At 52.1% G+C, this 23880-nt stretch carries 19 protein-coding genes; 16 read left to right on the top strand and 3 right to left on the bottom strand.

The genetic code is table 11. The features are described 5' to 3' along the window. Positions 1–18: 18 nt before the first annotated feature. The 6 genes from C2I18_RS03235 (at position 19) to C2I18_RS03210 (ending at position 7144) form a co-directional block, all read left to right on the top strand. On the top strand, positions 19–786 hold the full coding sequence (locus C2I18_RS03235) for a LacI family DNA-binding transcriptional regulator (RefSeq protein WP_249899856.1): 768 nt from the start codon (positions 19–21) through the stop codon (positions 784–786). Between the two features lie 62 nt (positions 787–848). After that, positions 849–1229 carry a hypothetical protein gene (locus C2I18_RS03230; RefSeq protein ID WP_249899855.1) on the top strand — a complete coding sequence of 127 codons (381 nt, stop codon included), beginning with the start codon at positions 849–851 and terminating at the stop codon, positions 1227–1229. 24 nt (positions 1230–1253) lie between these two features. Beyond that, entirely contained in the window at positions 1254–2543 is a 1290-nt protein-coding gene (locus C2I18_RS03225; RefSeq protein WP_249899854.1) for an alpha-amylase family glycosyl hydrolase, read from the top strand. Positions 2544–2818: 275 nt separating this feature from the next. After that, positions 2819–3742 carry an ABC transporter permease gene (locus C2I18_RS03220; protein WP_249899853.1) on the top strand — a complete coding sequence of 308 codons (924 nt, stop codon included), beginning with the start codon at positions 2819–2821 and terminating at the stop codon, positions 3740–3742. 15 nt (positions 3743–3757) lie between these two features. Further along, the gene (locus tag C2I18_RS03215; RefSeq protein ID WP_249899852.1) at positions 3758–4681 is read left to right on the top strand and encodes a carbohydrate ABC transporter permease; all 924 of its coding nucleotides are present in this window, start codon (positions 3758–3760) and stop codon (positions 4679–4681) included. 48 nt (positions 4682–4729) lie between these two features. After that, positions 4730–7144, top strand: a complete 2415-nt coding sequence (locus tag C2I18_RS03210; RefSeq protein WP_249899851.1) for a glycoside hydrolase family 31 protein — start codon at positions 4730–4732, stop codon at positions 7142–7144. Between the two features lie 382 nt (positions 7145–7526). Here the strand turns inward: C2I18_RS03210 and C2I18_RS03205 are convergent, their stop codons facing one another. Continuing rightward, positions 7527–8780: a mechanosensitive ion channel family protein gene (locus tag C2I18_RS03205; RefSeq protein ID WP_249899850.1), complete on the bottom strand. Its 1254-nt coding sequence runs from the start codon at positions 8778–8780 to the stop codon at positions 7527–7529. Between the two features lie 196 nt (positions 8781–8976). Between C2I18_RS03205 and C2I18_RS03200 the strand changes: the two genes are divergently transcribed. The 5 genes from C2I18_RS03200 (at position 8977) to C2I18_RS03180 (ending at position 13410) form a co-directional block, all read left to right on the top strand. Further along, a complete protein-coding gene (locus tag C2I18_RS03200; protein WP_249899849.1) occupies positions 8977–9606 on the top strand; it encodes a serine/threonine protein kinase in 630 nt (209 codons plus the stop codon). A gap of 33 nt (positions 9607–9639) precedes the next feature. Further along, positions 9640–11292, top strand: coding sequence for a DUF6138 family protein (locus C2I18_RS03195; protein WP_249899848.1), 1653 nt, complete (start codon positions 9640–9642; stop codon positions 11290–11292). Between the two features lie 111 nt (positions 11293–11403). Beyond that, complete coding sequence (locus C2I18_RS03190; protein ID WP_249899847.1) at positions 11404–11805, top strand: Rrf2 family transcriptional regulator; 402 nt, start codon at positions 11404–11406, stop codon at positions 11803–11805. A 90-nt stretch (positions 11806–11895) separates the two neighbouring features. Next, positions 11896–12792, top strand: a complete 897-nt coding sequence (locus tag C2I18_RS03185) for a class I SAM-dependent methyltransferase (RefSeq protein ID WP_249899846.1) — start codon at positions 11896–11898, stop codon at positions 12790–12792. 99 nt (positions 12793–12891) lie between these two features. After that, positions 12892–13410 (top strand): hypothetical protein, encoded by a 519-nt coding sequence (locus C2I18_RS03180; protein WP_249899845.1) that lies wholly within the window; start codon positions 12892–12894, stop codon positions 13408–13410. 86 nt (positions 13411–13496) lie between these two features. Here the strand turns inward: C2I18_RS03180 and C2I18_RS03175 are convergent, their stop codons facing one another. Both C2I18_RS03175 and C2I18_RS03170 read right to left on the bottom strand, forming a co-directional pair. Then, positions 13497–14855, bottom strand: a complete 1359-nt coding sequence (locus C2I18_RS03175; RefSeq protein ID WP_249899844.1) for a response regulator transcription factor — start codon at positions 14853–14855, stop codon at positions 13497–13499. Next, entirely contained in the window at positions 14833–16563 is a 1731-nt protein-coding gene (locus tag C2I18_RS03170) for a sensor histidine kinase (protein ID WP_249899843.1), read from the bottom strand. Before C2I18_RS03170 ends, C2I18_RS03175 begins: the two co-directional genes overlap by 23 nt. A 224-nt stretch (positions 16564–16787) precedes the next feature. On the opposite strand from C2I18_RS03170, the gene C2I18_RS03165 reads away from it, so the two are divergent. The 5 genes from C2I18_RS03165 to C2I18_RS03145 are packed head-to-tail and all read left to right on the top strand — an operon-like array spanning position 16788 to position 23784. Next, complete coding sequence (locus C2I18_RS03165) at positions 16788–17744, top strand: ABC transporter permease (RefSeq protein WP_249899842.1); 957 nt, start codon at positions 16788–16790, stop codon at positions 17742–17744. Positions 17745–17756: 12 nt separating this feature from the next. Further along, complete coding sequence (locus C2I18_RS03160; RefSeq protein WP_249899841.1) at positions 17757–18626, top strand: carbohydrate ABC transporter permease; 870 nt, start codon at positions 17757–17759, stop codon at positions 18624–18626. A gap of 52 nt (positions 18627–18678) precedes the next feature. Next, a complete protein-coding gene (locus C2I18_RS03155; RefSeq protein WP_249899840.1) occupies positions 18679–20355 on the top strand; it encodes an extracellular solute-binding protein in 1677 nt (558 codons plus the stop codon). A gap of 40 nt (positions 20356–20395) precedes the next feature. Beyond that, the gene (locus C2I18_RS03150; protein ID WP_249899839.1) at positions 20396–21790 is read left to right on the top strand and encodes a family 43 glycosylhydrolase; all 1395 of its coding nucleotides are present in this window, start codon (positions 20396–20398) and stop codon (positions 21788–21790) included. Positions 21791–21795: 5 nt separating this feature from the next. Further along, positions 21796–23784, top strand: a complete 1989-nt coding sequence (locus C2I18_RS03145) for a beta-galactosidase (protein ID WP_249899838.1) — start codon at positions 21796–21798, stop codon at positions 23782–23784. Positions 23785–23880: the final 96 nt, after the last annotated feature.

Below are 23880 nucleotides of genomic sequence, written 5' to 3'. Positions count from 1 at the left end.
AAAGGGGACTTCTGCGCGATGACCGTTACAATTAAACATGTAGCCCGCCGGGCGGGAGTCTCCAGCTCTACAGTGTCCCGGGTCATCTCGGGCTATCCGAACGTCAGGGAAGAAACCTCCCGCAGAGTTAAAAAAGCTATGGAAGACATGGGATATACGCCGAACATTATTGCCAAAAATCTGGTGAGGAGCAGAGCAGGCAGTATCTGCATCCTGCTGCCGCAGCCGGCGGAGAAATGGTTCGGCAGCCTGTTCATGATGGAGCTGATCCGCGGCGTGGTTACGGGGGCAAGCCTGCTGGGTTTTGACCTTCTCGTCGGCACAGGGGACGGGGAGCAGGAGAAGCTGGAGGCGGTCTCCCGTCTGCTTAGGGGACGGCAGGCTGACGGTGCAATTGTCCTGTCCACCGGCAGGGAGAAGGCCGTTGTCGACTTTTTGGAGGACGGCGGGTACCCGTTTATTCAGATCGGACGGAGCGGGAAAGAGGAGTTGGAGCTGCAAGATCTAACTGGGCTGGCGGGGTTAGCTGAGCTGCCGGAGTTATCCGGTATGCCGGAGCTGACGAAACTGATTGGGCTGCCGGAGCTGTGTAAGCCGCCGAACCTGCCGTCGGTGCCGGAACTCCAGGAACTGCAGGAGTTGCCGTCCTTGGCGGCAGGCAGCACGGACCATGCTGTGTACCGGCTGGGCTCGGCTGCCTCCCGGACATTGATTCAGCGCATTATGCGGAGTGATCCGCCTGCAGGCTTGCAGGCTGCTGCGCCTCTGGGCGGCAGCTTTGGCTAATAGCATTTTATAGCAGCAGAAGTAGATGGAGCGGCTTATGCTTCATCTATTTTTTATTGGCCTTGGGCGGGCTGACCGACCTGGGCAATCCCGCTGATTCCAGCCGCCGCGGTGAAAATGGCGGAATGAACGGGAAAAGTCCCGCTGATTCCAGCCGCCGCGGTGAAAATGGCGGAATGAACGGGAAAAGTCCCGCTGATTCCAGCCGCCGCGGTGGAAATGGCGAAATGAACGGGAAAAATCCCGTTGATCTCGGCCGCTGCGGTGGAAATGGCGAAATGAACGGGAAAAGTCCCGTTGATTCCAGCCGCCGCGGTGGAAATGGCGAAATGAACGGGAGAAATCCCGTTGATCTCGGCCGCTGCGGTGAAAATGGCGGAATGAACGGGAAAAGTCCCGCTGATTTCAGCCGCTTTCTGTATTCCCGCGGACGCCAGAAATGAATCACTATCAAAGGAGTGTATATTATGGCACAGCAGACCAACCATGCACTGCGCAGCAGCGTGGTGTACTCCATTTATGTACGTAATCACAGTGAAGAAGGGACTTTCAAAGCCGTTGAACAGGATCTGGAACGTATCCGCAGCCTCGGCGTGGATATTATCTGGCTGCTGCCTGTTCATCCGGTTGGCCGGGAGGCGCGCAAAGGAAAGCTGGGCAGTCCCTATGCCAATCAGGATTACCGCAGCATCAATCCGGAGCTCGGGACTATGGAGGATTTCCGCAGTCTGGTCAGCGCGATACATGGTCACGGGATGAAATGCATCATCGATGTCGTATACAACCACACCTCACCGGATTCATGGCTGGTGGAGCATCATCCGGAGTTTTTCTACCGGACGCCGGAAGGCAGGCTGGGGAACCGCGTCGGCGATTGGGGTGACATCGTGGATTTAGATTACAATCATCCTGGACTGCGGGAATACCAGATCGAAACACTGAAGATGTGGGCTGAAGTTGTGGACGGATTCCGCTGTGACGTGGCGCCGCTGCTGCCGCTGGCATTCTGGCAGGAGGCCCGGAGAGAGGTTGCCAAGGTAAATCCGGACTGTACCTGGCTGGCCGAATCGATTGAGCCGGATTTTATTCTCGGACTCCGCGCCGGCGGAATGGTAAGCCTGTCAGATTCAGAGATCCTGCAGGCGTTCGATGCCTGCTACGATTATGATGTATACCCCTATTTCATGGCTTATCTGGCCGGTGATATCCCCCTGAGCGGCTACGCAGAGAAGCTGAACGCACAGGAATACACCTACCCGGATAACTATGTGAAGCTCCGCTTTCTGGAGAATCATGACCGTCCCCGGGCAGCAGCCCTCTTTTCAACCCAAAGCGATCTGATCCAATGGACGGCATTCATGTACTTTCTGAAGGGCATGCCTTTGATTTACGGCGGCCAGGAGAACGGGAACAAGCTTTGTCCGGATCTGTTTAATAGAGATACGGTGAACTGGGACACCGGGACGGATTTGTCCTGGCTGTTCAAGGCGCTGCATCCCATTAAGAAGCTGGACATTATGGCTCACGGTATCTGCAGCCTGCGGGCGATGGATGAGGAACACATTATAGCCGGAACGCACACATGGGGAGAGCAAAAGCTGGTGGGAGTGTTCAGCCTGAAAGGCAGAGCGGCTATGGTTGACACGGGTCTGCCGGATGGCGTGTACGTAAATCTGATTGACCGCAGTGAAATAACGGTTACTCAAGGCAAGTTGCCGATGAGCGGCGGACCGGTAATTATCGGTATATTGAAATAGCGCACCAAACCGAAAGCAGTGATCCTCCGGTCAGGGGATTGCTGCTTTTTTTTGACCCGAAAGTCCGGAAAACAGCAGTAAAAGTCCATATAAAATATAGCTTCGCTTCCTGTGTGCATCCCCTGCCCCCTGTATTTCCAAGGTCATCTCCGAAAGTCCGGTTAACGCTTCCACAAGGTCCGAACGGCGCAAAGGGGCGGCGGTATACTGGAGACAAATACACAGACAGGTCGATGCCTCGGCATAGGCTGACAACATTATCAGGAGGGGATTTCATGAGATCTGCCGGTGCAAGTCCGGGGAGGACGTTCGGATCAATTAAACGAAACTGGGGGCTGTATCTGTTGCTGCTTCCCGCTGTGGTGCTTACTATATTATTCGCATACACGCCGATGTACGGAATACTGATTGCCTTTAAGGATTACAGCCCGGCACTGGGAATTACGGGGAGTCCGTGGGCGGGGTTCAAATATTTCGAGAAGTTTTTTAATTCCTATCAGTTCTCCAACACGATCAAAAACACGCTGATCATCAGCCTGTACAGCATGATTACGTTCCCGATCCCGATTATGCTTGCGCTGATGGTCAACCAGATGCGGCCGAACCGGTTCAGACGTTTTTTCCAGACCGTATCGTATATGCCGCATTTCATCTCCACAGTGGTTATGGTCGGACTGATGATGATTCTGCTGTCGCCAAGCACCGGTCTTGTCGGCAATCTGTACGGCCTGTTCGGCAAAGAGGCTCCCGATCTCATGGGCTCCGCAGGGCTGTTCAGCAGCGTCTATGTCTGGTCGGATGTGTGGCAGCATGTGGGGTGGGACAGTATTATTTTTATCGCTGCGCTGTCCGCCGTTGATCCCAGCCTCTATGAGGCCGCTACGGTCGACGGGGCAAGCCGCTGGCACAAAATCCGCTATATCGATATTCCGATGCTGATGCCGACGGCGGTTACACTGCTCATTCTGCGTGTCGGGGGGCTGCTTGGCGTCGGCTTCGAAAAAGTGTATCTCATGCAGAACGATCTGAACGCTACATCAAGCGAGATCCTGTCCACCTATGTCTATAAAATCGGGCTGTTAAGCAGCCAGTACAGCTTTTCGTCAGCAGTCAACCTGTTCAATACCGTCATTAACTTTATTCTGCTGATCATCGTCAACCAGATTTCCAAAAAAATGAGCGAAAACAGCTTGTGGTAAAAGGGGAGAACCGGCATGGGAACACTTACGCCCGCAGTTAAAGAGAATACCGGGAGAATCAAAAACAACCGTTCATCGGATACCGTTATGGAATATGTGATGTACGCTATTGCGGTGGTCTTTCTGGTCATTCTGATGTATCCGCTGTATTTTATCGTCATCGCTTCCTTCAGTGATCCTTCTGCCGTAGCCGGCGGACAGGTGTGGCTGTTCCCCAAGGGGTTCACACTGGATGGCTATAAGGAGCTGCTGAAGCATCAGAACATCTGGATTGGTTACCGGAATACGATTCTGTATACGGCCGTTGGGACAATCATCGGTCTTGCCGTGAACATTTCAGCGGCTTATGCCCTATCGAGAAAAGATCTCGCAGGCCGCAAATTTCTGTCGCTGTTCTTTATCTTTACGATGTTTTTTAACGGCGGTCTGATTCCTACCTTCCTGACGATCCGTGATCTGCATATGTACGATACCTTCCTGGTGATGGTGCTGCCCTTTTCGGTGGGCGTGTACAACATCATTGTGGCGAGAACCTTTTTTCAGACGAGTATCCCCGGCGATTTGTGGGAAGCGGCACAGATTGACGGCTGCGGGAACCTGCGGTATTTTGCCCTGGTGGTGCTTCCGCTGTCCAAAGCGATTATTGCGGTGCTGGGGTTATGGATCGCTGTCGGACACTGGAATTCATACTTTAATGCCTTGATCTATCTGAAAAATCCGGACCTGCATCCGCTGCAGCTCATTCTCCGCAACATTCTGATCACCAATCAGATGCAGTCCGGCATGGGGACCGGTGAAGCTGCGCAAATCGCATTGCGTCTGGCTAATATGATGCGGTATTCCGTCATTATCGTCGCTACTGTGCCCATTATGTGTGTCTATCCGTTTGTGCAAAAATACTTCAACCAAGGGGTTATGATCGGTGCGGTGAAGGAGTAGGGCTCAGCCTGCCGCCGCCGCTCATGTAACCGGAAAAGAGGATTGCAGATGAACAAAGCCATTCAGGAACTTCCGCCGCTGCCGGAGCATTTGAAGCTGCACGCAGAGCCAAAGGCTTCCCGGGATGCGGTTATCGAGGGGGAATATTACCGCTTTACCATCCTGACCCCGCAGCTGATCCGGATGGAATACAGCGCTGCCGGCAGCTTCGAAGACCGGGCTACACAGACGGTGCTGAACCGCAGCTTTACCGTGCCGGAATTCCGCCTGGTGGATCACGGCAACAAGCTGGAAATTATGACGGAGCGCCTGCATTTAAGCTATGACAAGCAGCCGTTCTCGCGCCACGGGCTCAGCATCCGGGTGAGAAACGCTGCCGGACACCTGATGAGCGTCTGGAACTATGGCGACCGGCCGCAGGATCTTGGAGGTACGGCCCGTACGCTGGATAACGCGGACGGGGCCATTCCGCTGGAGCCCGGACTGCTCTCGCGGCAAGGGTATACCCTTGTCGATGACAGCCGCTCGCTGCTGCTGGAGCAGGAGGGACTGGTCCAGCCGCGGGCGGCGGAAGGCACGGATTTGTATTTCTTCGGCTACGGTCACGATTACCTGGATTGCCTGAAGGATTTCTACCAGCTGAGCGGACGGACACCGCTGCTGCCCCGCTATACGTTCGGCAACTGGTGGAGCCGGTATTATCCGTATTCAGCAGACGAATATAAGCTGCTGATGGAACGGTTTGAAAGGGAAGAGCTGCCCTTTTCGGTGGCAGTCATTGATATGGACTGGCATCTCGTGGATGTCGATCCGAAGTACGGGAGCGGCTGGACGGGCTACACCTGGAACCGCAGGCTGTTCCCTGACCCGCAGGAATTTCTGGCCTGGCTGCATGACAAAGGACTGCGTGTCACACTCAATGTCCATCCGGCGGATGGGGTGCGTGCCTTTGAAGAGCCGTATCTGGCAATTGCGGCGGAGCTGGGGATGGACCCGGAGGCGGGCGATGCAGTCGAATTTGATATTACCGACCCGAAATTCCTCCAGGCCTACTTCAAGTTTCTGCATCACCCGCTGGAGGAGGAGGGCGTCGATTTCTGGTGGATCGACTGGCAGCAGGGCGGAGTCACCAAGGTACCGGGACTCGATCCGCTCTGGATGCTGAATCATTACCACTATCTGGACAGCGGGCGGCGGGGCAGCAGACGGCTTACCTTTTCGCGGTATGCCGGACTTGGCAGCCACCGCTATCCGGTCGGCTTCTCCGGGGATACCATCGTCACCTGGGAGTCGCTGGATTTCCAGCCTTACTTTACGGCGAATGCCTCCAATGCCGGATACGGCTGGTGGAGCCATGATATCGGCGGCCACATGCAGGGATATCTCGACGACGAGCTGGTCATGCGCTGGGTGCAGTTCGGCGTATTCTCGCCGCTCCTGCGCCTGCACAGCTCGGCAAGTCCCTTCTTCAGCAAGGAGCCATGGCGCTTCAACCATATTGCCGGCCAGGTGATGAAGGATTACCTGCGGCTGCGGCACCGGCTGATCCCGTACCTGTATACAATGAACCGCTATGCCAGCCGCGACGGGCTGCCGCTGGTCCGGCCGATGTATTATCACCATGCAGAGCAGCAGGAAGCCTATCAGGTGCCGAACCAATACTACTTCGGCACAGAGCTGCTGGCCTGTCCGCTTACACAGCCGGTGGACAAGAAGACAGGTGCTGCCGAATTCAAAGCCTGGCTGCCGGAAGGCAAGTGGGTGGATTTCTTCAGCGGACGGGTGTATGACGGCGGCAGAAGGCTGCCGCTTTTCCGGGGCCTGGAGAGCATCCCCGTGCTGGCCAAGGCCGGAGCGATTGTTCCGATGGCGGATTTGGCGGAGTTCACCTCCTCCACAGCCAATCCGCAGCAGCTGGAGATCCGGGTATTTGCCGGGGACAGCGGACATTTTCAGCTATGGGAGGACGCCGGGAACACGCTGGAAGATGAGGACAACGGCTGGTGCCGTACAGAGATGAGTCTGAGCTGGGGAGAGGCTGCCGGCTTTACGATAGGAGCAGCTTCCGGGAATACAGCAGTACTGCCGGAGCAGCGGAGCTGGAAGTTGTCCTTCACGGGGTTCGCTGAGACTGGGGTGACGGTGCTTGCCGGCGGTAAGGAGCTGGCAGCAGAGACGGGATACGATGAAGTGAGCCGAACGCTCACAGTCATAATTCCGGAGCTGCCGGTGACTTCCTCTGTTGAGGTAAGGTTCTTAACCGCCCGGATTGCTGTCAACCGGACCGTGGAGGACATCTTCGGGCTGCTGAACCGCGCACAAATCCGGTTCGGATTGAAGGAACAGGTATACCGTGTGGTCAGGGAAGCCGGAACTCCGGCGGCGGCACTGGCTTCGGTGGCTTCGATGGAGCTGGAGTACCCGCTGTACGGGGCATTATGTGAGATATTGACGGCTAACTGAGGCCATGTGAATACTATAAGAAGATTAGTTGAGGACTAAACTAACTTCCTTACCGGTACGTTCTAATTTTTCTGCAATAGATTTACCTTAGGAGCGTGACTGAGGAGGCTAAGTGGAATTTCTCCGTCTAATTTTCCGATAAATACTGAAATCACAATACTTATTGGAAAAACTCCACTTAAATGTACTGGATGGGTGGCTAAAGGTCTTTATCCGCCCGAATAGCTGGAGAAATTCCAACTAACAATTATAAATGTGAAAAAAGGAAAGAATTAAGTGGAGGAATTCCAACTAAACGCTGTAGGACTCTTACTCTATTGCCGGCCAGTCTGAACATGATAAAGCCGTACGGAAACTCTACCGTACGGCTGTTTTTTTACCGCTACATCACGCCCTGCACGCCCCGCGCCCTAAGCAGATTTTGCATATCACTGCCGCTCGGGTTCTGGAAGATCCGCAGTCCGAACTCCGGTGCCACGGACAGGATATGGTCGAAAATGTCCGATTGAATACGCTCATATTCCGTCCAGCGGATATCATTCGTAAAGGCATAAATCTCCAGAGGAAGCCCGGTTTCCGTAGGCGCCAGCTGCCTGACCATGGCCGTCATCTCCTGATGGATTTGCGGGTGGTTCTGGACATAATGCTGAATGTACATTCTAAAGACACCTATGTTCGTAAGCGCCCGGCCGTTCACTTTATTCGAGCGGTCAATCTCGTATTCCTGATTATACCGTTCGATCTCAGCTTCTTTGTCCCTGATATAGTCAGACAGATGGCGGATGTCCTTGAACTTCTCTATCATATCATCTGTGCAAAAGCCAATGCTGCTGGTGTCGATGTATAGGGATCGTTTGATCCTTCGGCCGCCGGAATTTTGCATTCCCCGCCAGTTTTTGAAAGAGTCTGAAATCAGCGCATAGCTGGGAATGGTCGTAATGGTTTTATCAAAATTTTGAACCTTCACTGTATTCAGAGAGATGTCGATGATATCTCCGTCCGCCCCGTACTTCGGCATTTCAATCCAGTCGCCCACCCGCACCATATCATTGGAAGTCAGCTGGACACCTGCAACAAGCCCCAGCAATGAATCTTTGAAAACGAGCATAATAACAGCAGACAGCGCCCCGATACCGCTTAGGAGCAATAAAGGGCTTTTTCCGATCAGATTTGCAATAACCAGGATTCCGCCGATGATAAAAATAAAAATTTTGACCACCTGAATGTAGCCACGGATCGGCTTGGCTTTGGATACTTCATAGGTCCGGTAGATGTCATTCACAGCATTCAGAAAAGCATCAATGACTAGGATTGCAACGATAATCATATAGGTATTAACACCTTTGATGATGAGCTGCTGATAGGCCGGGAAAACAGGCGCAAAGTAATTAATGATAATAGCAGGAACAAAATGCGAGAGCTTGTGAAAGACCTTCCGCTCCAGCATGATATTGTCCCATTTGTATTTGTTGCTGTAAATGGATTTGGTAATGAGCTTAAGGACCACTCTGGTAGCTATAAAATGGGCCAGTAAGCTGAGGGCGGCAATTCCGAGCAGCGAAATGACTGCCGAAAGATATCCTGCTGTAGCCGGATCTACTCCATAATTCATAAGCTGATTCTTAATAAATTCCATAATCTCCTCCATGCTGCAGTTCTAGGGTAGTGTCACAGCCCCTATTGTACCCTTGATAAGCAGACCGGCGCAAAGTTTGCCCTTTAAAGGCAATGAACAAAAGCACATTACAGATGCCCTGTGTGCTTTTTTTGTGTTTTGACGTAAACTAGATTCATAATGTTATTGTTGAAATGAGCTGCGGGGAGCGTACGCAATGGAGAAGCTGGTGGAACGGGTCACGGGGGAGCTGTTAACAAAGGTAACGATAGAAAGTGTTGATCCGAACGAACCGGTAAAAGTCCGCAATCTGCCAAAGCCCTGGAGGCTGCTGGGAGCGGGGAATTATGCCGCTGTCTTTTATCATCCGGAAGATGAAAATTATGCCGTGAAAATCTATGCCCCGGGCCGGCCGGGCCTTGAGGAAGAAGCAGAGGTGTACAAATGCCTCGGCCGCCATCCCGCATATGCCCAATGCTATTATGCCGGCGCAAATTTTCTGATCCTGGAACGGCTGCGCGGAGTCACCTTCTATGATTCCATGAAACGGGGGATTCTCATCACCGACCAGGCGATCCGGGATATCGACATTGCCCTGGATTATGCCCGTTCCGTGGGGCTTCATCCGCATGATGTCCATGCCAAAAATGTAATGATCAAAGACGGCCGCGGCCTCATTGTCGATGTATCCGATTTTTTGAAGCAGGAAGACTGCACTATGTGGGATGATTACAAAAAAGCCTATTACCGCCTGTACCGGCCGGTTGCCTCCCGGTGGATGTTCCCGGTTCCCGGGGTGGTCCTGGAGACCGTCCGCAAAGGTTATCAGCTGTGGAGAAAACGATAAATCTATATCACTGCCAAAAGGAGCCTGAAGATTATGGATCAGACACTGACTAACATTCTGGATGAAATGAAGCAGGAGATCGGCAACTGGATGGACTTCATTAATGATAAGGATGCGGACAAGATTGTAAAACGAACCGCTCTTCAGGCAGGGATACACAACTATGCACTGCTTGAGTATGCCAATGGCAGGGTAGAGGTGACGGATAATGCACTGGATTTTGGTATGCCGGAGGGAGGGGGGAGGTACGGCGAGGAGCTCACGGAAGCGGAAGTACGGGAGCTGGTTCCCGGGCTTGCTGCGTATATGACACATAAACTGGAGTCGTTAGCACCATCGGTAATCGATTACAGGTTTATTTTTGACGGCAGATTCCGGACGAGGGAAGGCGTGATGAACACACGTATTCTCGAATCTGTTAATGAGGCCAAAAAGGCAGCGCTGCTGGAACAGATCTCAGTTTATATTGCGAAGAAGCTGGAAGCGGGACAATATCCGACCAAACCGCTTGAGACCTTTTTCCTTTCCCGGCATCTGCTGGACGAAGGGCTGTATCCGGTGATTGATGCGGACCGGGTTCTGTCTGTTTTTGCAAACATTGAGCAGTTGAATAAAGGGAGCAAGCATCTTGCGGAACACCGGCGTGATATCATTAATGCGCTGCGGAACTGGACTGAGGCCTGTTTTCTGCCCCGTTATTTCGATATTACCGGATCAGAGTATCAGAAGGAGTATAAGAAGAAAAGCGGTGCCCGGCTGGAAAATACCGAACAGGGGCCGGTAGAACTCTTGATCCATGCGGCGGTTCTGATCTTGAGGTACGATCCTTCCTACAGCAGAAGTACGGGGCTCAGCTTTTTGAACTTTGCAATGGAGCTGGGAAGCAAGCGTGCGCAGCAGCTGACGAAGGAAGGCAGCGGATCGCTTCCCAAGGAAGTGACAAACCTGAACAGCGGACAAGCAGTCTGTACTGCCAATGATGTGTTTGCTGAAGTGAATATTACCATCAAAGAGGAGACGGAAGAAAGCTACGGGACTGCACTCCGGTTTCTGATTACCCTGTTGAACAGCGGCTTTCCCAAAAGCTATCAGATCAAGCTCAAGTCCGCCGTGAAGGAGTGGCTCCCGGTTAAAGGACTGGCCAAGTCGGGAACACACCGTTTCTTTGCAAATGCCCTGAATTACCCTAAGCTGCATCCGCTGCTGGAGCAGTATGCCCGTGCGGCAATGGAGGAATTCGAATGGTATTCCGATACCGAAGGGGAGAAGAACTGCATGCCGGGCAGCTATGCGGTTTTTGGTCTGGGGCTAAGTGATCCGGCGTATTTCCCGCTGGCAGAGGCCTATATGGCTAAGGTTGATACTGAGCACCAGTCCGTCCAGAACAGCTTTACGGCTGCTTTTGCTGAAAGGTATGGCGTAAATACGGAGACACTTCGGGCGCTCATCAAGTGCATGCTGGCCAGTACAGATTCCCTGAAGCTGAAGATCAGAGCAGAGGCAGAGGAGGAAAGCAATCTGAGGCTGCTGCTTCAGGAGGCGCGAACCCTTGAATATTATGAGGCGGAGCATATCATCCATCTGATCTGGGGCGGAGTGGACAAGCTGGAGAAAATCGCCGGCAAAGCCCGGGGGGACCAGGGGGAATTGCTGTCCGGGCTAATTCAGTCTGCCCGCCGCAGATGACGTAGCCTGCTTAAGCTTTAAATGTACTGCATACAGCCAAGTGCTTTATGCTTGCATTCCTTCACTATAAAAGCTATTATAGACTAATAAAGTCTTTGATTGAGGTGGAAAATGAAATACTCAAAGGCAACGAACTACGCGCTGCATACGATGCTGTTCCTGGTAGCCGCAGCGCCGGATAAGCCGGTCGGTGTACAGCAGCTGGCGGAGCGCCAGCATGTCTCGCCTACGTACCTGTCCAAGATCCTGACCAAGCTGGTCAAGGCCGGACTGATCGAATCCGCATCCGGGGCGAACGGCGGGTACCGGCTGAAGCGTGCCAAGGAGAACATCTCTTTTCTCGATATTATTCATGCGATTGAAGGGACGGCTTCCTTGTTTGACTGCACGCTTAACCACTCCAGCGAATGTCTGATCCAGCGCGAGATGGTGGAGGCCGAACGGCGGATGGAAGAGTACCTGCAGAGCCGGAAAATATCCGAGCTTGCTGCGCAGATAACGGTGGCATTTTAACCGCCGTTATTTTGCGGCTTTATTATAGATATTATAAGTCTGTTAAGTCTATGTTAGCAGGCCATTATTATTCAGAGAGGATTGGGAAAAATGACAACAGATTTGTTTAATCCCGCAGTATGGGAGAAAGCCTGGAAAGAGGACGAGGGAACGACCAGCAACCGGATGAAGCGAGCCGGCGTTGATCCTACGCGCAGCTTTGATTCCAAGGCCAGGGTATTTGATGAAGAGGTGTTCAGTGAAGGCGGAAGACGCAGAAGCGAGCGGATCATCGGCTGGATAGAGGAGCAGGGCGTCAATTTTGACGGGCTCTCCGTACTGGATATCGGGGCGGCATCAGGAGGCTTCAGCGTGCCTTTCGCCGAGCTTGGGGCTAAGGTTACAGCCGTTGAACCCAACAAAGCGCTTGCGGAATTATTTGAAGCCAACAGAGCGCGTGTCAGTGCAGGCAAGCCGGAGATCACGCTGGTAAATGAAGCGTTTGAGGATATTGATATTGCGGCCAGAGGCTGGACCAAGGCCTTTGATCTGGTATTCGTCTCCATGTGTCCGGTAATTGACAACTGGGACAGTGTAGAGAAGCTGCTGGGCTGCGCGAAGCAATTCTGTTATATCAGCCTGATGGCCGGGGAGAGACAGCACAGTCTGCTTAATGAGGTGAAACCGCTGCTGACAGGCAGGGAGTCTCACCCTGACGCCTCGGATATGGCCTATTTGAACCATCTGCTCTATCTGAAAGGATATTCCTATCAGTCTATCATCACCCGGGAGATGAAAACGGCGGAGCTCTCTGCCGAGGCGGCAGTTAATGAGCTTATAGAGCAGCTCAAGTTCGGGCATCTGCCTGAGGAGCACGAATCCCGGAAGCTGATTCAAGCGTATGTCAGCCGCAATTATCCGGATGGACGGGTAACCGTCAGCCAGGGCGGCAGATTCGGCAAGGTGCTGATCCGCCTGCAGGACCAGAATATGCACAGCAGAAAATAATCGGTTATTTCCTTAATTTTGCAACCATCGGCGGGTTCTATCAAACTCCGTAAAATGCTAAGATAGGATTACAATATTTTACGGGGAGTGAATTTTCTTATGAAGAAGGTTGCTGCCGGATTCCTTGCCGGAGCAATGCTGATGATAGGGACACAGGCGATGGGTGCTTCCAATAGTATGGTGGGCAGAAAAGTGCAGGCGGAATATACAGTAAATGTATACGGAAAGAAGCTGGTGGATTCCGCGATTATTATTGACGGGAAAAGCTACGCGCCGGTGCGTGCGATCGGTGAACTGGCTGGCTATAAGGTTACAGTATCCGGCAAGAACATCAGTCTGGATGAGAAAGACAACGGCAGATCTTTTGCAGGCCAGAAAAAGATCACAGTGCCTCCGTCACAGCAATCCTTTACCGTAACAGATCCCGCGCTTGCCGCAGCCAAGAGCAAAGTCAATCTGATTGACGACAGGATTGATGAGGTTGTAGACCGTATTCTGCTCACCAGCAGCCAGCTGAAGAGTGATCCTGACAACTATGACCTGAAGCAGAAGCTGGAGCAGTACAAGGCTGCGTATACCGACCTGCTGAAGCTGAAGGATCTTGAGCTGCAGAAGTGAACAAGCAGGGCAGACTTTGCTATTGTAAAATGCAACAGGGCGTTTCCCCATCCACCTGATGTGATGGAGGAACCGCCCTGTTTCTGTTATTTGATTCTCTGCCTGCGGTATTGATAGGGGGTTATACCGTACTGGTCTTTGAACAGCTTAATGAAGTATTGCGGTTTTTTGTAACCGACCAGCTGGGAAATATCGACGACATGGAGACTGGATTCGGTCAGCAGCCGGGAGGCTTTCTCCAGGCGCTTCATGGCGATGTAATTGGATAAGTTCTCGCCGGTTTCCTGCTTGTAGAATTTGGACAGATAGACAGGATGAAGATGGACGAGCTTTCCCAGGTCTTCCAGGCTCAGTCCGTCACCGATATGCTCGGCTATATAAGTCTGGATATTCTGAATGATGCTGCTGCCGGGAGACTCTGTGCTCCGTTCCATCCGGTTGCAGCTCGTCAGAAGCGTCTGCAAAACGGTATCGGGCTCTTTAGCTGCACCAAATATCCAGCCCGCCGCATCAGCCTGCTTCAATCTGTCTGCAGCAGAGTACAGGAGATGAATACATTCCATGAGATAGATTATTTTCTGCTTTCTTGTACCAAGCCTGCTGAATTTCCTCGCCAGATTTCTGCGGATCTGCTCCCATTCGAAAGGCTCAGACCTGGAGACGGCACCGCAGTCCTTGAACATGCTGAAGTCGGCAGAGTTCACATTTTCTTGGAAGAAAAGCTGGTAGAAATAATGGCGGACAGCATTTTTCTGGTGAAATTCAAAGCACTCTGAAAAAGCAATGCTGCCGATGCGCTCCACGAGGATTTCTGCATTTGTGCTCAGAATCACCCCGGTGATTGCCGTCCCGGAAGGCCATATGAAGCTGTCCAGATGTCCGCTGCAGTCTCTTAAGATCATTTCATCCTTGTCTCCGGCAGCGGGGATTTGGAAGAAACAGAAGGACTGGTTCATGAGTGCAGCTTCATAAGCGCTGAAGTCACTGCCCGGGTGGTTCTGCTCCGTGATTACTGACAGCAGATATCCCAGACCGTCGAATTTGTCCCATGCAGCCGGTGTTTTGGACGGCTTGGCATCAATACTCTGGACCACCTGCTGCATGGCTTTTTCCATATCGTCCTTGTCCACGGGTTTCAGCAAATAGTCGAGCGCGCCGAGACGGATGGCTTTCTGTGCATAATCGAACTGCGAATAGCCGGAGAGAAATACAACCTTAGTCGGAAGCATTTTTTCATTAATGTGCTGGAGCAGATCGATCCCCGATACCTCAGGCATACGGATATCGGTAATCAGAATATCGACCGGCTCCTGCTCCAGCATACGTTTAGCTTCAATGGAGTTGGTGGTGGTCAGAATCTCACCGATGCCGAACTTTTTCCAGTCCAGCAAATGCTTCAGGTATTCTACAATGTAATGCCCGTCATCCACGATCAGTAAGCGCATGTTGTCCTCCTTCGTCCAGCGAGAAATCAATATAGGCCAGTACAGACAGCCCGCCCCAGTCATTGGTGAAAAAACGCAGGCCGCTTAATTCGCCATAGGCATTTTTGAGCCGCTGGTTAATATTCCACAGCCCCACTCCCCTTGTTCCTTCAGGCGGCACTTCATGGCCGAGTCTGGCTTCAAGCGCCTGGATGCCCTCTCCTGACAGGCCTTTGCCGTCGTCGGCAATCAGGATTAATGCCCCGTCGTCCAGCGCCTTTACATCAATCGAGATCCGGTGTGAGCCCTGCTGCTCCTCAATGCCATGCTGGATCGCATTCTCGACAATCGGCTGGATAATCAGTGTCATAATACGGTGCTGACCCAGCTCCGGCGGCAGATTGATCTCATATTGAATATCCTTGCACAGCGCCATAATGGACAAATAATGATCTGCAAGCTTCAGTTCGGAAGCCAGGGTGGCATCGTGCGCGCCGAGCTTTGTCAAGTAGCGGTAATATTCAGCCAGATGCTTGCTCATCTGCATGACGGCTTCCGGTGAGGATTTGGCCATCGACATAATGAAGAACAGGCTGTTTGAGAGAAAATGCGGGTTGATCTGAGCCTGAAGCTGCTTCACCTCCGCGTTGCGCCGGAGCTCGGTTTCGATCTTCAGGGAGGTGAAGAGGGCCTGGGTACGGGAGACCATGTGGTTGAAGCTTTTGAACAGATTATAGAATTCATTGGCAGGATTCCCGCTGATCCGTGTGCTGTAATTGCCCTGCTCCACCTGGTGGAACTTTTTCCCGAGCAAATGCACATTCCGGTAAAAATTCCGGTAGAACATCATAATAACGATGATTCCGATCAGCAGAATAACCAGGATACTGGCAAAGAACACCTGCTGATTCCTGTTGAGGGGATCGAGAAAATCGCTCATGCGGGTATACGTCACCAGGTACATGCCGATGGGCTCAATATATTTGGACAGTACATAATAATCGTCGTCACCTGTGTGATAATCAAACTTCACAATGTCGGCTGTGCCGGGAGTTACGGTTTCCTTTACTTTTTGCTCTATGCTGCTGTTAACGTCATCCATGCTGAGGACCAGGCTGTTATTGAGGAGAAAAAAGGCGTTCGAGCTGTCCCCGTTAACCGCTTTCTCCAGCAGGCTGGTCAAATATTCCGTTTTGAGCTTCACGCCGACTATATACTGGATATTGGCCGGATTGGTGGGCTGATGAATATAAGGATACACGGAGAAATAATACAGGCTGCTGCCAACGTTCTTCCAGCCTCGCTCTGTAACCCCCTCAAACAGCGGTTTGGCCTGCGGATTATGGCCGGTGTAGATGAATGTCCTGTCGGACTTCCAGTAAATACCTAGCGTATCTACGGCCTGGCTGGACAGCAGCTGATCACTCAGACGGTCCGAAATATCATTTTTTTTCATCTGGGCATCGTAAATGTTGAGCTCCTGAATCCGGTCCTGATAGAAGCGTACAGAAGGATCTGCTGTGTACTGGATACCGTACATGCTGGCTTCAGAGATCACGCCGTCCATAATACTGTCTACATAAGAGAGCTGGTTCTTGGAAGCATTAACAAGACTCTGCTGAAGGGTCCTGGACCCGAGTGTATTCATGATGAAGAATAAGCCGAGCGTAAGCATCAGGAAAAAAATAAAAAAGTAGATAAACCGCTTCATAGTCACTTTTTTGATCATATGTCCACTTCTCCAATCCGGTATGAACACATCATAAGGCAAAATCCCCAAAAGCAAAAGAGAAGCAGCCTGCCAATATGTAATCGCTTACCAAACAGGTTTAAACATTGGCCATGATCTTTAAATTGAGTCATTTTAGTGTGAAAGCGCTTTTGCTAACATGAAACCAGAAGCAGACAATACCTTTCAAACAAGAAAAGGGGGTAAGCACTATAACTCAGGTGATGGAAACACAAGTCAGACCGCTGGAGACGGATCATGTGACAAAGAGCAGGAAAAATCCCTGGGGCAAAGAGCTCAAAATCCACTGGCCGCTGTATGTATTCTGTATCCCGGCTTTGGTTTTTGTACTGATTTTTGCCTACGGGCCGATGGTTGGCCTCGTCATGGCATTTCAGGATTACAAGCCCTGGCTGGGTATTACCGGCTCCACCTGGATCGGCTGGGACAACTTCGAACGGATCTTCCAGTATGAGGAGTCCATGCAGGCGATTTACAACACACTCATCATTGCCGTTATCAAAATTATTGTCGGCATTATCGTCCCCATCTTCATGGCGATCCTGTTAAGCGAAATCCGCAACATGGGCCTCAAGAAGAGCATTCAGACGCTGGTGTATCTGCCGCACTTTCTGTCCTGGGTCACTGTCGCCGGTATCATGATTGATATTCTGGGCCTGGACGGAGGGATTAACCACTTTCTCACGAATGTGTTCGGCATACAGCCGGTCTATTTCCTCGGTGATCCGGAGCTGTTCAGACCTACGGTTATTATCAGTGATTTGTGGAAAAATTTCGGCTTCAGCATGATTGTCTACCTGGCAGTGATTACGGGGATTGACCCTTCGTATTATGAGGCTGCCGAGATCGACGGCGCTTCACGCCGGCAGCAGATTATACATGTGACCCTGCCGAGCATGATGCCGATGATTATCGTGATTGCAACGCTTAGTCTGGGCAATATTCTCGATGCCGGGTTTGACCAGATCTTTAACCTGTACAATCCGCTGGTCTACAGCACAGGTGACATTATTGATACGTACGTATACCGTTCCTCCCTGCTTAACGGGCAATACGGTTTTGGTACAGCAGTCGGGCTGTTCAAATCGGGGATCAGCTTCATTCTAATTGTCATCTCCTACCGGATTGCCTATAAAGTGGCCAACTACAAAATTTTCTAAGGGGGGATGGGCGTGTATCATAAGTCCAAAGGCTATAAAATATTCTCGGCATTCAATCATTTACTCCTGATTCTGGTTGCCTTATCATGTCTGTTACCCATGCTGCATCTGCTCGCCCAGTCCTTCAGCAGCAAAACGGCTGTTAACGGAAATCTGGTGACCTTCTGGCCCGTAGACTTCAATCTGGATGCCTATATCAAGACGTTCAACAACTCCAATTTTACCGGGTCGATGTGGATTTCAGTGGTCCGGACCGTACTGGGAACCCTGATCAGCATGTTTATCATTACAACCGCAGGCTACGCCTTGTCCAAGGATTTCCGCGGACGCAATGTCCTGATGTGGATCTTCATCTTTACGATGCTGTTTTCCGGCGGACTGATTCCTTCCTACATTCTTGTCACCAAGCTGGGGCTGAAGGATACGATCTGGTCGCTGGTGCTTCCGGGCGCTTTTGGAGCCTATAATCTCATTCTGATCATGAACTTTTTCAAGACCATTCCGAAGGCGCTGGAAGAGGCGGCTTTTATCGACGGAGCTTCGTTCTTTGTAATTTTCCGCAAAATCTATCTGCCGCTGTCGCTTCCAGGGTTGGCCACTGTCGGATTGTTCATTATGGTCGGGAACTGGAACGCCTGGTTTGACGGAATCCTCTATATGTCCAGTACGGAGAAGTATCCTCTGGCTTCCTTTCTCCAGACGGTGGTTGTGCAGGGTTCGGCGCAGAGTATGGCACTCAGCCAATCGGAAGCGGCAGCGCTCTCGGAGCAGAGTATCAAGGCCGCCCAGATTTTTATCAGCACCCTGCCGATTATTCTGGTTTATCCGTTCCTGCAGAAGTATTTTGTAAAGGGGATCGTTCTGGGTGCAGTAAAAGAATAGCAGTCCGTGTGCGGTATTAATCCAAAATATGAATTCCAAAGGAGCTAAATCCATGAAAAAAACAGGTGCAATCCTCTCCGCTGCTGTAATCATGACAGGGCTGCTGGCAGGCTGCGGTTCAGACAATTCAGGTTCAGGGGCGTCATCCGCAGCTGTGCTGAAGGACGGTAGATATGATCCGCCGATTACGATTACCATAGCGAAGCAGCAGGATGAGAATGCAGGGAAATATTTGAACGGTGAGAGTCTGAACGATAATGTGCTGACACGCTGGGGTGTAGAAAACCTGGGCATTGACACACAGACTACGCTACTGGGCGGAGATGCTGCACAATATAACACCAAGCTGCGGCTGGCGCTGACCGGCTCCGAGAAGCTTCCGGACGTCATTCCGGTCTATGATACTGCGCTGTCCAATGACCTCATTCAATCGGGACTTGTAAAAGACATCACCGAAGATATCAGCAAATATATGCCTGAGCGCCTGAAAGAGATTTATAAGGAGTACCCGACCGCCTTCAACCCGGTGATCCAGGACGGTAAGGTGTATGGCATGCCGATAGCGCCCAACCTGACTGAAGGGCAGGTTATGCTGATCCGCCAGGATTGGCTGGACGCCCTGGGTCTTAAAGCGCCGACCAATATCGATGAGTTTGAAAAGGTCATTGCGGCGTTTACAGAGAATGATCCTGACGGCAACGGTAAAAAGGACACTTACGGGTTTGATTTCTCCGGCAAGGATTCCTACAACACAGGCTGGGTCAGCGATCCAGTCATGATCTTCAGCGCCTATACAGGCAAGCATCTTCCGGGATCCTGGCTGAACGAGAATGGCAAGCTGTCTTACGGATCGGTTGCAGACGGTACCAAGGAAGCTTTGGCCAAACTCCGCGACTGGTACTCTAAAGGTTATCTGAATAAAGAGCTGGCGACACAGGGCGCATGGGATGCACTGGCTGATTTTACAGAAGGTAAAGCAGGGATTATTATCGGCCGCCCGTGGCTCTACGGCAGTGTCAAGGATGTTGAGATTAACGTGGAGGGCGCCAAGCTCGCTGCTTACCCGACCATTAAAGGTGTAAACGGGGATAAAACCTATCAATCCGGCCAGCAGAATGACGGAGTCTTTATGTTCAACAAGGATTTTAACAACATGGAAGCCTTCTTTCTGTATTATGACAAGCTCTATGATGCGGCATTCGGCACGGGTGACTTCAAGTACGGTTATGCGCAGGGCTACGATTACGATATTGTGAACGGCGAAGTCGTGTTTGATCCCAAAAAATTCAACAAGCCGATGGACACCGTTCAAAGCGTAGGCAAAATGTCCTTCACCAAGAACACACCCAGCGTGGATGGTCCGGGAAAATCCTTTTATGATCTTGCACAGGGTGTGGAGGCAGATAACGGTGTATTGATGAGATCCGCAGCCAATGACCAGACGACCCGGGACGGATATGTGATCTCTTACGAGAACAGGGATGTTCTGCTGCCAAGCGCCTTTAACGGAACACCTACCAAAACGATGCAGACCTCCTGGGAGCAGCTGACCACCATGGAAAAGGAAACGTTCACCAAAATTATTTACAGCAAAGAGCCGCTGGAAGCCTACGACGAATTTGTGAAGGAGTGGCATGAGAAGGGCGGCACACAGATTACAGAGGAAGTTAACGAGTGGTATGAAAGCGCCAGTAAAGTCGATGTCATGTCCATTATGGGCCTGAAATAGAGCTGTTGTTGCCGGTTGCAGCCAGAAGGGAGGAGACTTGATGGAAGTTAGCCTGAATACATCTGTCCTGCGCAGCGGCGTGCCGCTGCCGGATACGGACGGAAATCCGGTACATGCGCATGGCGGACATATGCTGTTTGAGAACGGATACTATTACTGGTTCGGGGAAAACCGTACAGGGCGCAGATTGGTCAGCTGTTACCGGTCTGCAGACCTGGCGGAATGGGAATGGCGCAGCGATGTTCTGACACTGGATTCGCCGGTCAAACCTACCTACCACCGCACGTCTCTAGAGCTGGAACCGGACAGAATAGGTGCGGTTATTGAGCGGCCGAAGGTACTCTATAACGCTGTTACCGGCAAATATGTCATGTGGATGCATTGGGAGAACGGGCGGGACTATTCAGCCGCCCGCTGTGCGGTCGCTGATTGTGATACGGTGGACGGTGATTATGTGTTCCGCGGCAGCTTTAATCCGGCAGGCAATATGTCACGGGACTGCACATTGTTTCAGGATGATGACGGAACCGCTTATTTTGTGTCGGCGGCCAGAGAAAATGCGGATCTCATTCTGTACCGCCTGTCGCCGGATTATCTCAGTATTGAGGAACAGGTCCGTACCTTATGGCCGGGCCAGGCGCGTGAAGCGCCGGCAATCATGAAGCGGGAGGGCGTATATTTCCTGATCTCTTCGGCCTGTACCGGCTGGCTGCCCAATCAGGGAGCCTATGCCTGGGCTGACCAGCTGACGGGGCGCTGGTCACCCTTGAAGCCGCTTGGCGATATTACAACCTATGACAGCCAGCCGGCGTTCATCTTGCCTGTTACGGGGAAGGAGCGCGGGCAAACCTCATACCTGTATGTGGGGGACCGGTGGGACCCTACGGACTATCATGCCTCAAGTTACGTATTTCTGCCGTTAAGCTTTCCTTCCGGACGGGAGATGAAGCTGGAATGGTGTGACGCGATCACTGTGGATGCATCAGCCGGGGAGATTGCTGCATTATGCGGTCCGACCAGCGGCCGGTTTCGGCTGAAAAGTGTCGGAACGGAGCTGTATGTTGCGGCCGGAGAAGGTACAGCAGCTGGCGTGGGAATCGGCAAGCTTGCTTATGGAGATACAGGTCAGCTCTGGAGTGTTGAACACGGCCCGGATGGGACAGCGAGCATTAAAGCCGGGGACAAAATCTTAGGAATGAACAGCAGCGGTTCCTTGAAGCTTGACTATCCTATGAATGATGAAACAGCGTATCTGTGGCGTTTCACTGAAATAGAAGACTCGCTGATCATCAGCTGCGGGGAAGATCTTGTGCTTACGGCTGTAAAAGAAGCCGGTGAACGTAATGGCCGATTATGCCTTGAGCCGAGGCGGAGTCATGATCCCCGGCTGGGCCGTGACCGGCAGTTGTTCCAACTTATTCCGGTGAGACCATGAGCCTTATGAGGTCAGATATTCCATTCCGGGGAGAATGGTTCCAGGCCGGTCCGGACACTGAAGTTACAGTGCTGAGTGATGGCAGCTTCCGGATAAGCACATCGCCGCACGGTGGCGGACTGGAGCTTCTAGCCGGAAGTGTCAGCGGTACGGTATGGTATGAGTATGAGTTCATTAGCGCTGAAATATTTCATGAGTGCCATGATGTTTTGGTGCTGCTGTTCAGCTTTTATGATCAGGAGGGGCGGGTGATTACGTATCATCTCGGCATTCTGCCGGGCGCCAGAACGGTCATCTGTCTGCCGCTAAAGTATTTGAACGGGGAGCAGCTGTTCCTTCCCCGTTATCCGGGTACGATGCAGACCGTGCTGCGCGGTGATGCGCAGGTCGACCGGACGCGGATTGTCCGGTTCTCTGTCTCTACCATTCCTTCTGTAACCGAAAGGAGTGCGGTAATTGAAGGGCTGTGCTTAAGCCTGAGCGAACCGGATTTTAAATATGCCCACGATCCTTATGTAGATGAGCTGGGTCAGTTAAAGGGAAGAGACTGGCCGGGGAAAACGGCAGATGCAGCAGCGTTAACAGCAAAGCTTCAGGAGGAGCGGCAGCTGGCGAAGGCTGATGTTATCCGTGGTAATGAACTTAGCCGCTACGGCGGCTGGAGGGGACTCCGGTTCAGGGCAACCGGCTTTTTCCGCACGGAGTTTGACGGCACCAACTGGTGGTTTGCCGATCCGGAAGGTTACGCCTTGTTCAGTGCAGGAATGGACTGCACCGGTCCTTCTTCGCCGATGGCTGTGGCGGGAATGGAGCATTTACTGCCGCAGCTGCCGGAGCAGGAGGGCCGCTACAGGGAAGCCTGGTCCCGAGAGGGACGGGAATTCAGCTTTGGAATAGCCAACCTCATTACTGCATTCGGCGGGCAGTGGCGCACCGCCTGGACGGAAATAACGGATTACCGCCTGCGGCAATGGGGGTTCAATACGATCGGCAACTGGTCCGACGGCGGGTTTATCCGTGATTCAGAGCTGCCGTATGTATATCCGCTGACAGGGTTCCCGTCCACGGAGCAGTGTATTTTCCGGGATTTTCCCGATGTATTCAGTCCGGAATATGAGCGGAATGCAGCGGTCTTTGCGGAGCAGCTGCTTCCGCTGCAGGAAGAGCGCCGGATGGTCGGTTATTTCATGCGCAATGAGCCGCACTGGGCGTTTGTGGACAGTCTGAATCTGACGGAACTGATGCTGAAGTCAACTGTACGATATGCCAGCAAGGAGAAATTTATTGAGTGGCTGGGTGAAAAGTACAGGAGTGTGGGACAGCTGAATACCGCCTGGGGAAGCTGTTATTCCAGCTTAGAGGAGCTGTATACCCCTGAAACGGCGGAGATCTCTGCTGCGCGGGAAGAAGATTACAGACAGTTCAACCGGCTGATGATCCGGCGTTATGTGGAGCTGCCGGCACGGCTGTGCAAGCAGGCAGACCCGAATCATCTGAATCTCGGCATGCGCTACGCCTGGGTGGGCAGTGCAGATGTGCTGGAGGGCTGCGAGTGGTTCGATGTCTTCTCGCTGAACTGCTACCAGTTTGCTCCGGACCGTGAAGAGATTGAGCGGATCAGCCGGCGGCTGGGGAAGCCTGTGATGATCGGAGAATATCATTTCGGCGCAGCGGACAGCGGGATGCTGGCATACGGAATCCGGGCAGTTTCGACCCAGGAAGAACGCGGCAGGGCTTACCGCTATTATGTTGAGCAGGCAGCGGCGATTCCCGAGCTGATCGGTGTTCATTATTTCCAGTGGAACGACCAGCCGGTGCTGGGGCGTTTCGACGGTGAAAATTATCAGATCGGTGTGGTTGATGTCTGCAGCATGCCCTATGAGCCCTTCGTTCGGGCAGCAGAGGAAGCCCATAACAACATGTACAAGGTGCGGACCGGAATTATTCCGCCTTATAATGTATCTCCCGCAGAAATTCCCAAGACGGGATTCTGATCACGGTACGCAAAAAAGGGTTATCCCAATCGTCACGGCGGCGACGGGATAACCCTTCTTTGCAATGCAATAATTATAGATAATGCAAGCTTAAGG

Source organism: Paenibacillus sp. PK3_47, assembly GCF_023520895.1.
Taxonomy (GTDB): Bacteria; Bacillota; Bacilli; order Paenibacillales; family Paenibacillaceae; genus Paenibacillus_AQ.
Note: the sequence above shows the minus strand (reverse complement) of the source record. Positions and strands in the feature narration are given on the sequence as shown.

Bases quoted from the DNA above. Each gene is read 5' to 3' on its own strand.
- C2I18_RS03150 (WP_249899839.1), top strand. From the start codon at position 20,396: ATGGAAGTTAGCCTGAATACATCTGTCCTGCGCAGCGGCGTGCCGCTG.
- C2I18_RS03170 (WP_249899843.1), bottom strand. From the start codon at position 16,563: ATGATCAAAAAAGTGACTATGAAGCGGTTTATCTACTTTTTTATTTTT.
- C2I18_RS03165 (WP_249899842.1), top strand. From the start codon at position 16,788: ATGGAAACACAAGTCAGACCGCTGGAGACGGATCATGTGACAAAGAGC.
- C2I18_RS03185 (WP_249899846.1), top strand. From the start codon at position 11,896: ATGACAACAGATTTGTTTAATCCCGCAGTATGGGAGAAAGCCTGGAAA.
- C2I18_RS03195 (WP_249899848.1), top strand. From the start codon at position 9,640: ATGGATCAGACACTGACTAACATTCTGGATGAAATGAAGCAGGAGATC.
- C2I18_RS03200 (WP_249899849.1), top strand. From the start codon at position 8,977: ATGGAGAAGCTGGTGGAACGGGTCACGGGGGAGCTGTTAACAAAGGTA.
- C2I18_RS03190 (WP_249899847.1), top strand. From the start codon at position 11,404: ATGAAATACTCAAAGGCAACGAACTACGCGCTGCATACGATGCTGTTC.
- C2I18_RS03235 (WP_249899856.1), top strand. From the start codon at position 19: ATGACCGTTACAATTAAACATGTAGCCCGCCGGGCGGGAGTCTCCAGC.
- C2I18_RS03205 (WP_249899850.1), bottom strand. From the start codon at position 8,780: ATGGAATTTATTAAGAATCAGCTTATGAATTATGGAGTAGATCCGGCT.
- C2I18_RS03180 (WP_249899845.1), top strand. From the start codon at position 12,892: ATGAAGAAGGTTGCTGCCGGATTCCTTGCCGGAGCAATGCTGATGATA.
- C2I18_RS03225 (WP_249899854.1), top strand. From the start codon at position 1,254: ATGGCACAGCAGACCAACCATGCACTGCGCAGCAGCGTGGTGTACTCC.
- C2I18_RS03175 (WP_249899844.1), bottom strand. From the start codon at position 14,855: ATGCGCTTACTGATCGTGGATGACGGGCATTACATTGTAGAATACCTG.
- C2I18_RS03220 (WP_249899853.1), top strand. From the start codon at position 2,819: ATGAGATCTGCCGGTGCAAGTCCGGGGAGGACGTTCGGATCAATTAAA.
- C2I18_RS03155 (WP_249899840.1), top strand. From the start codon at position 18,679: ATGAAAAAAACAGGTGCAATCCTCTCCGCTGCTGTAATCATGACAGGG.
- C2I18_RS03215 (WP_249899852.1), top strand. From the start codon at position 3,758: ATGGGAACACTTACGCCCGCAGTTAAAGAGAATACCGGGAGAATCAAA.
- C2I18_RS03145 (WP_249899838.1), top strand. From the start codon at position 21,796: ATGAGGTCAGATATTCCATTCCGGGGAGAATGGTTCCAGGCCGGTCCG.
- C2I18_RS03210 (WP_249899851.1), top strand. From the start codon at position 4,730: ATGAACAAAGCCATTCAGGAACTTCCGCCGCTGCCGGAGCATTTGAAG.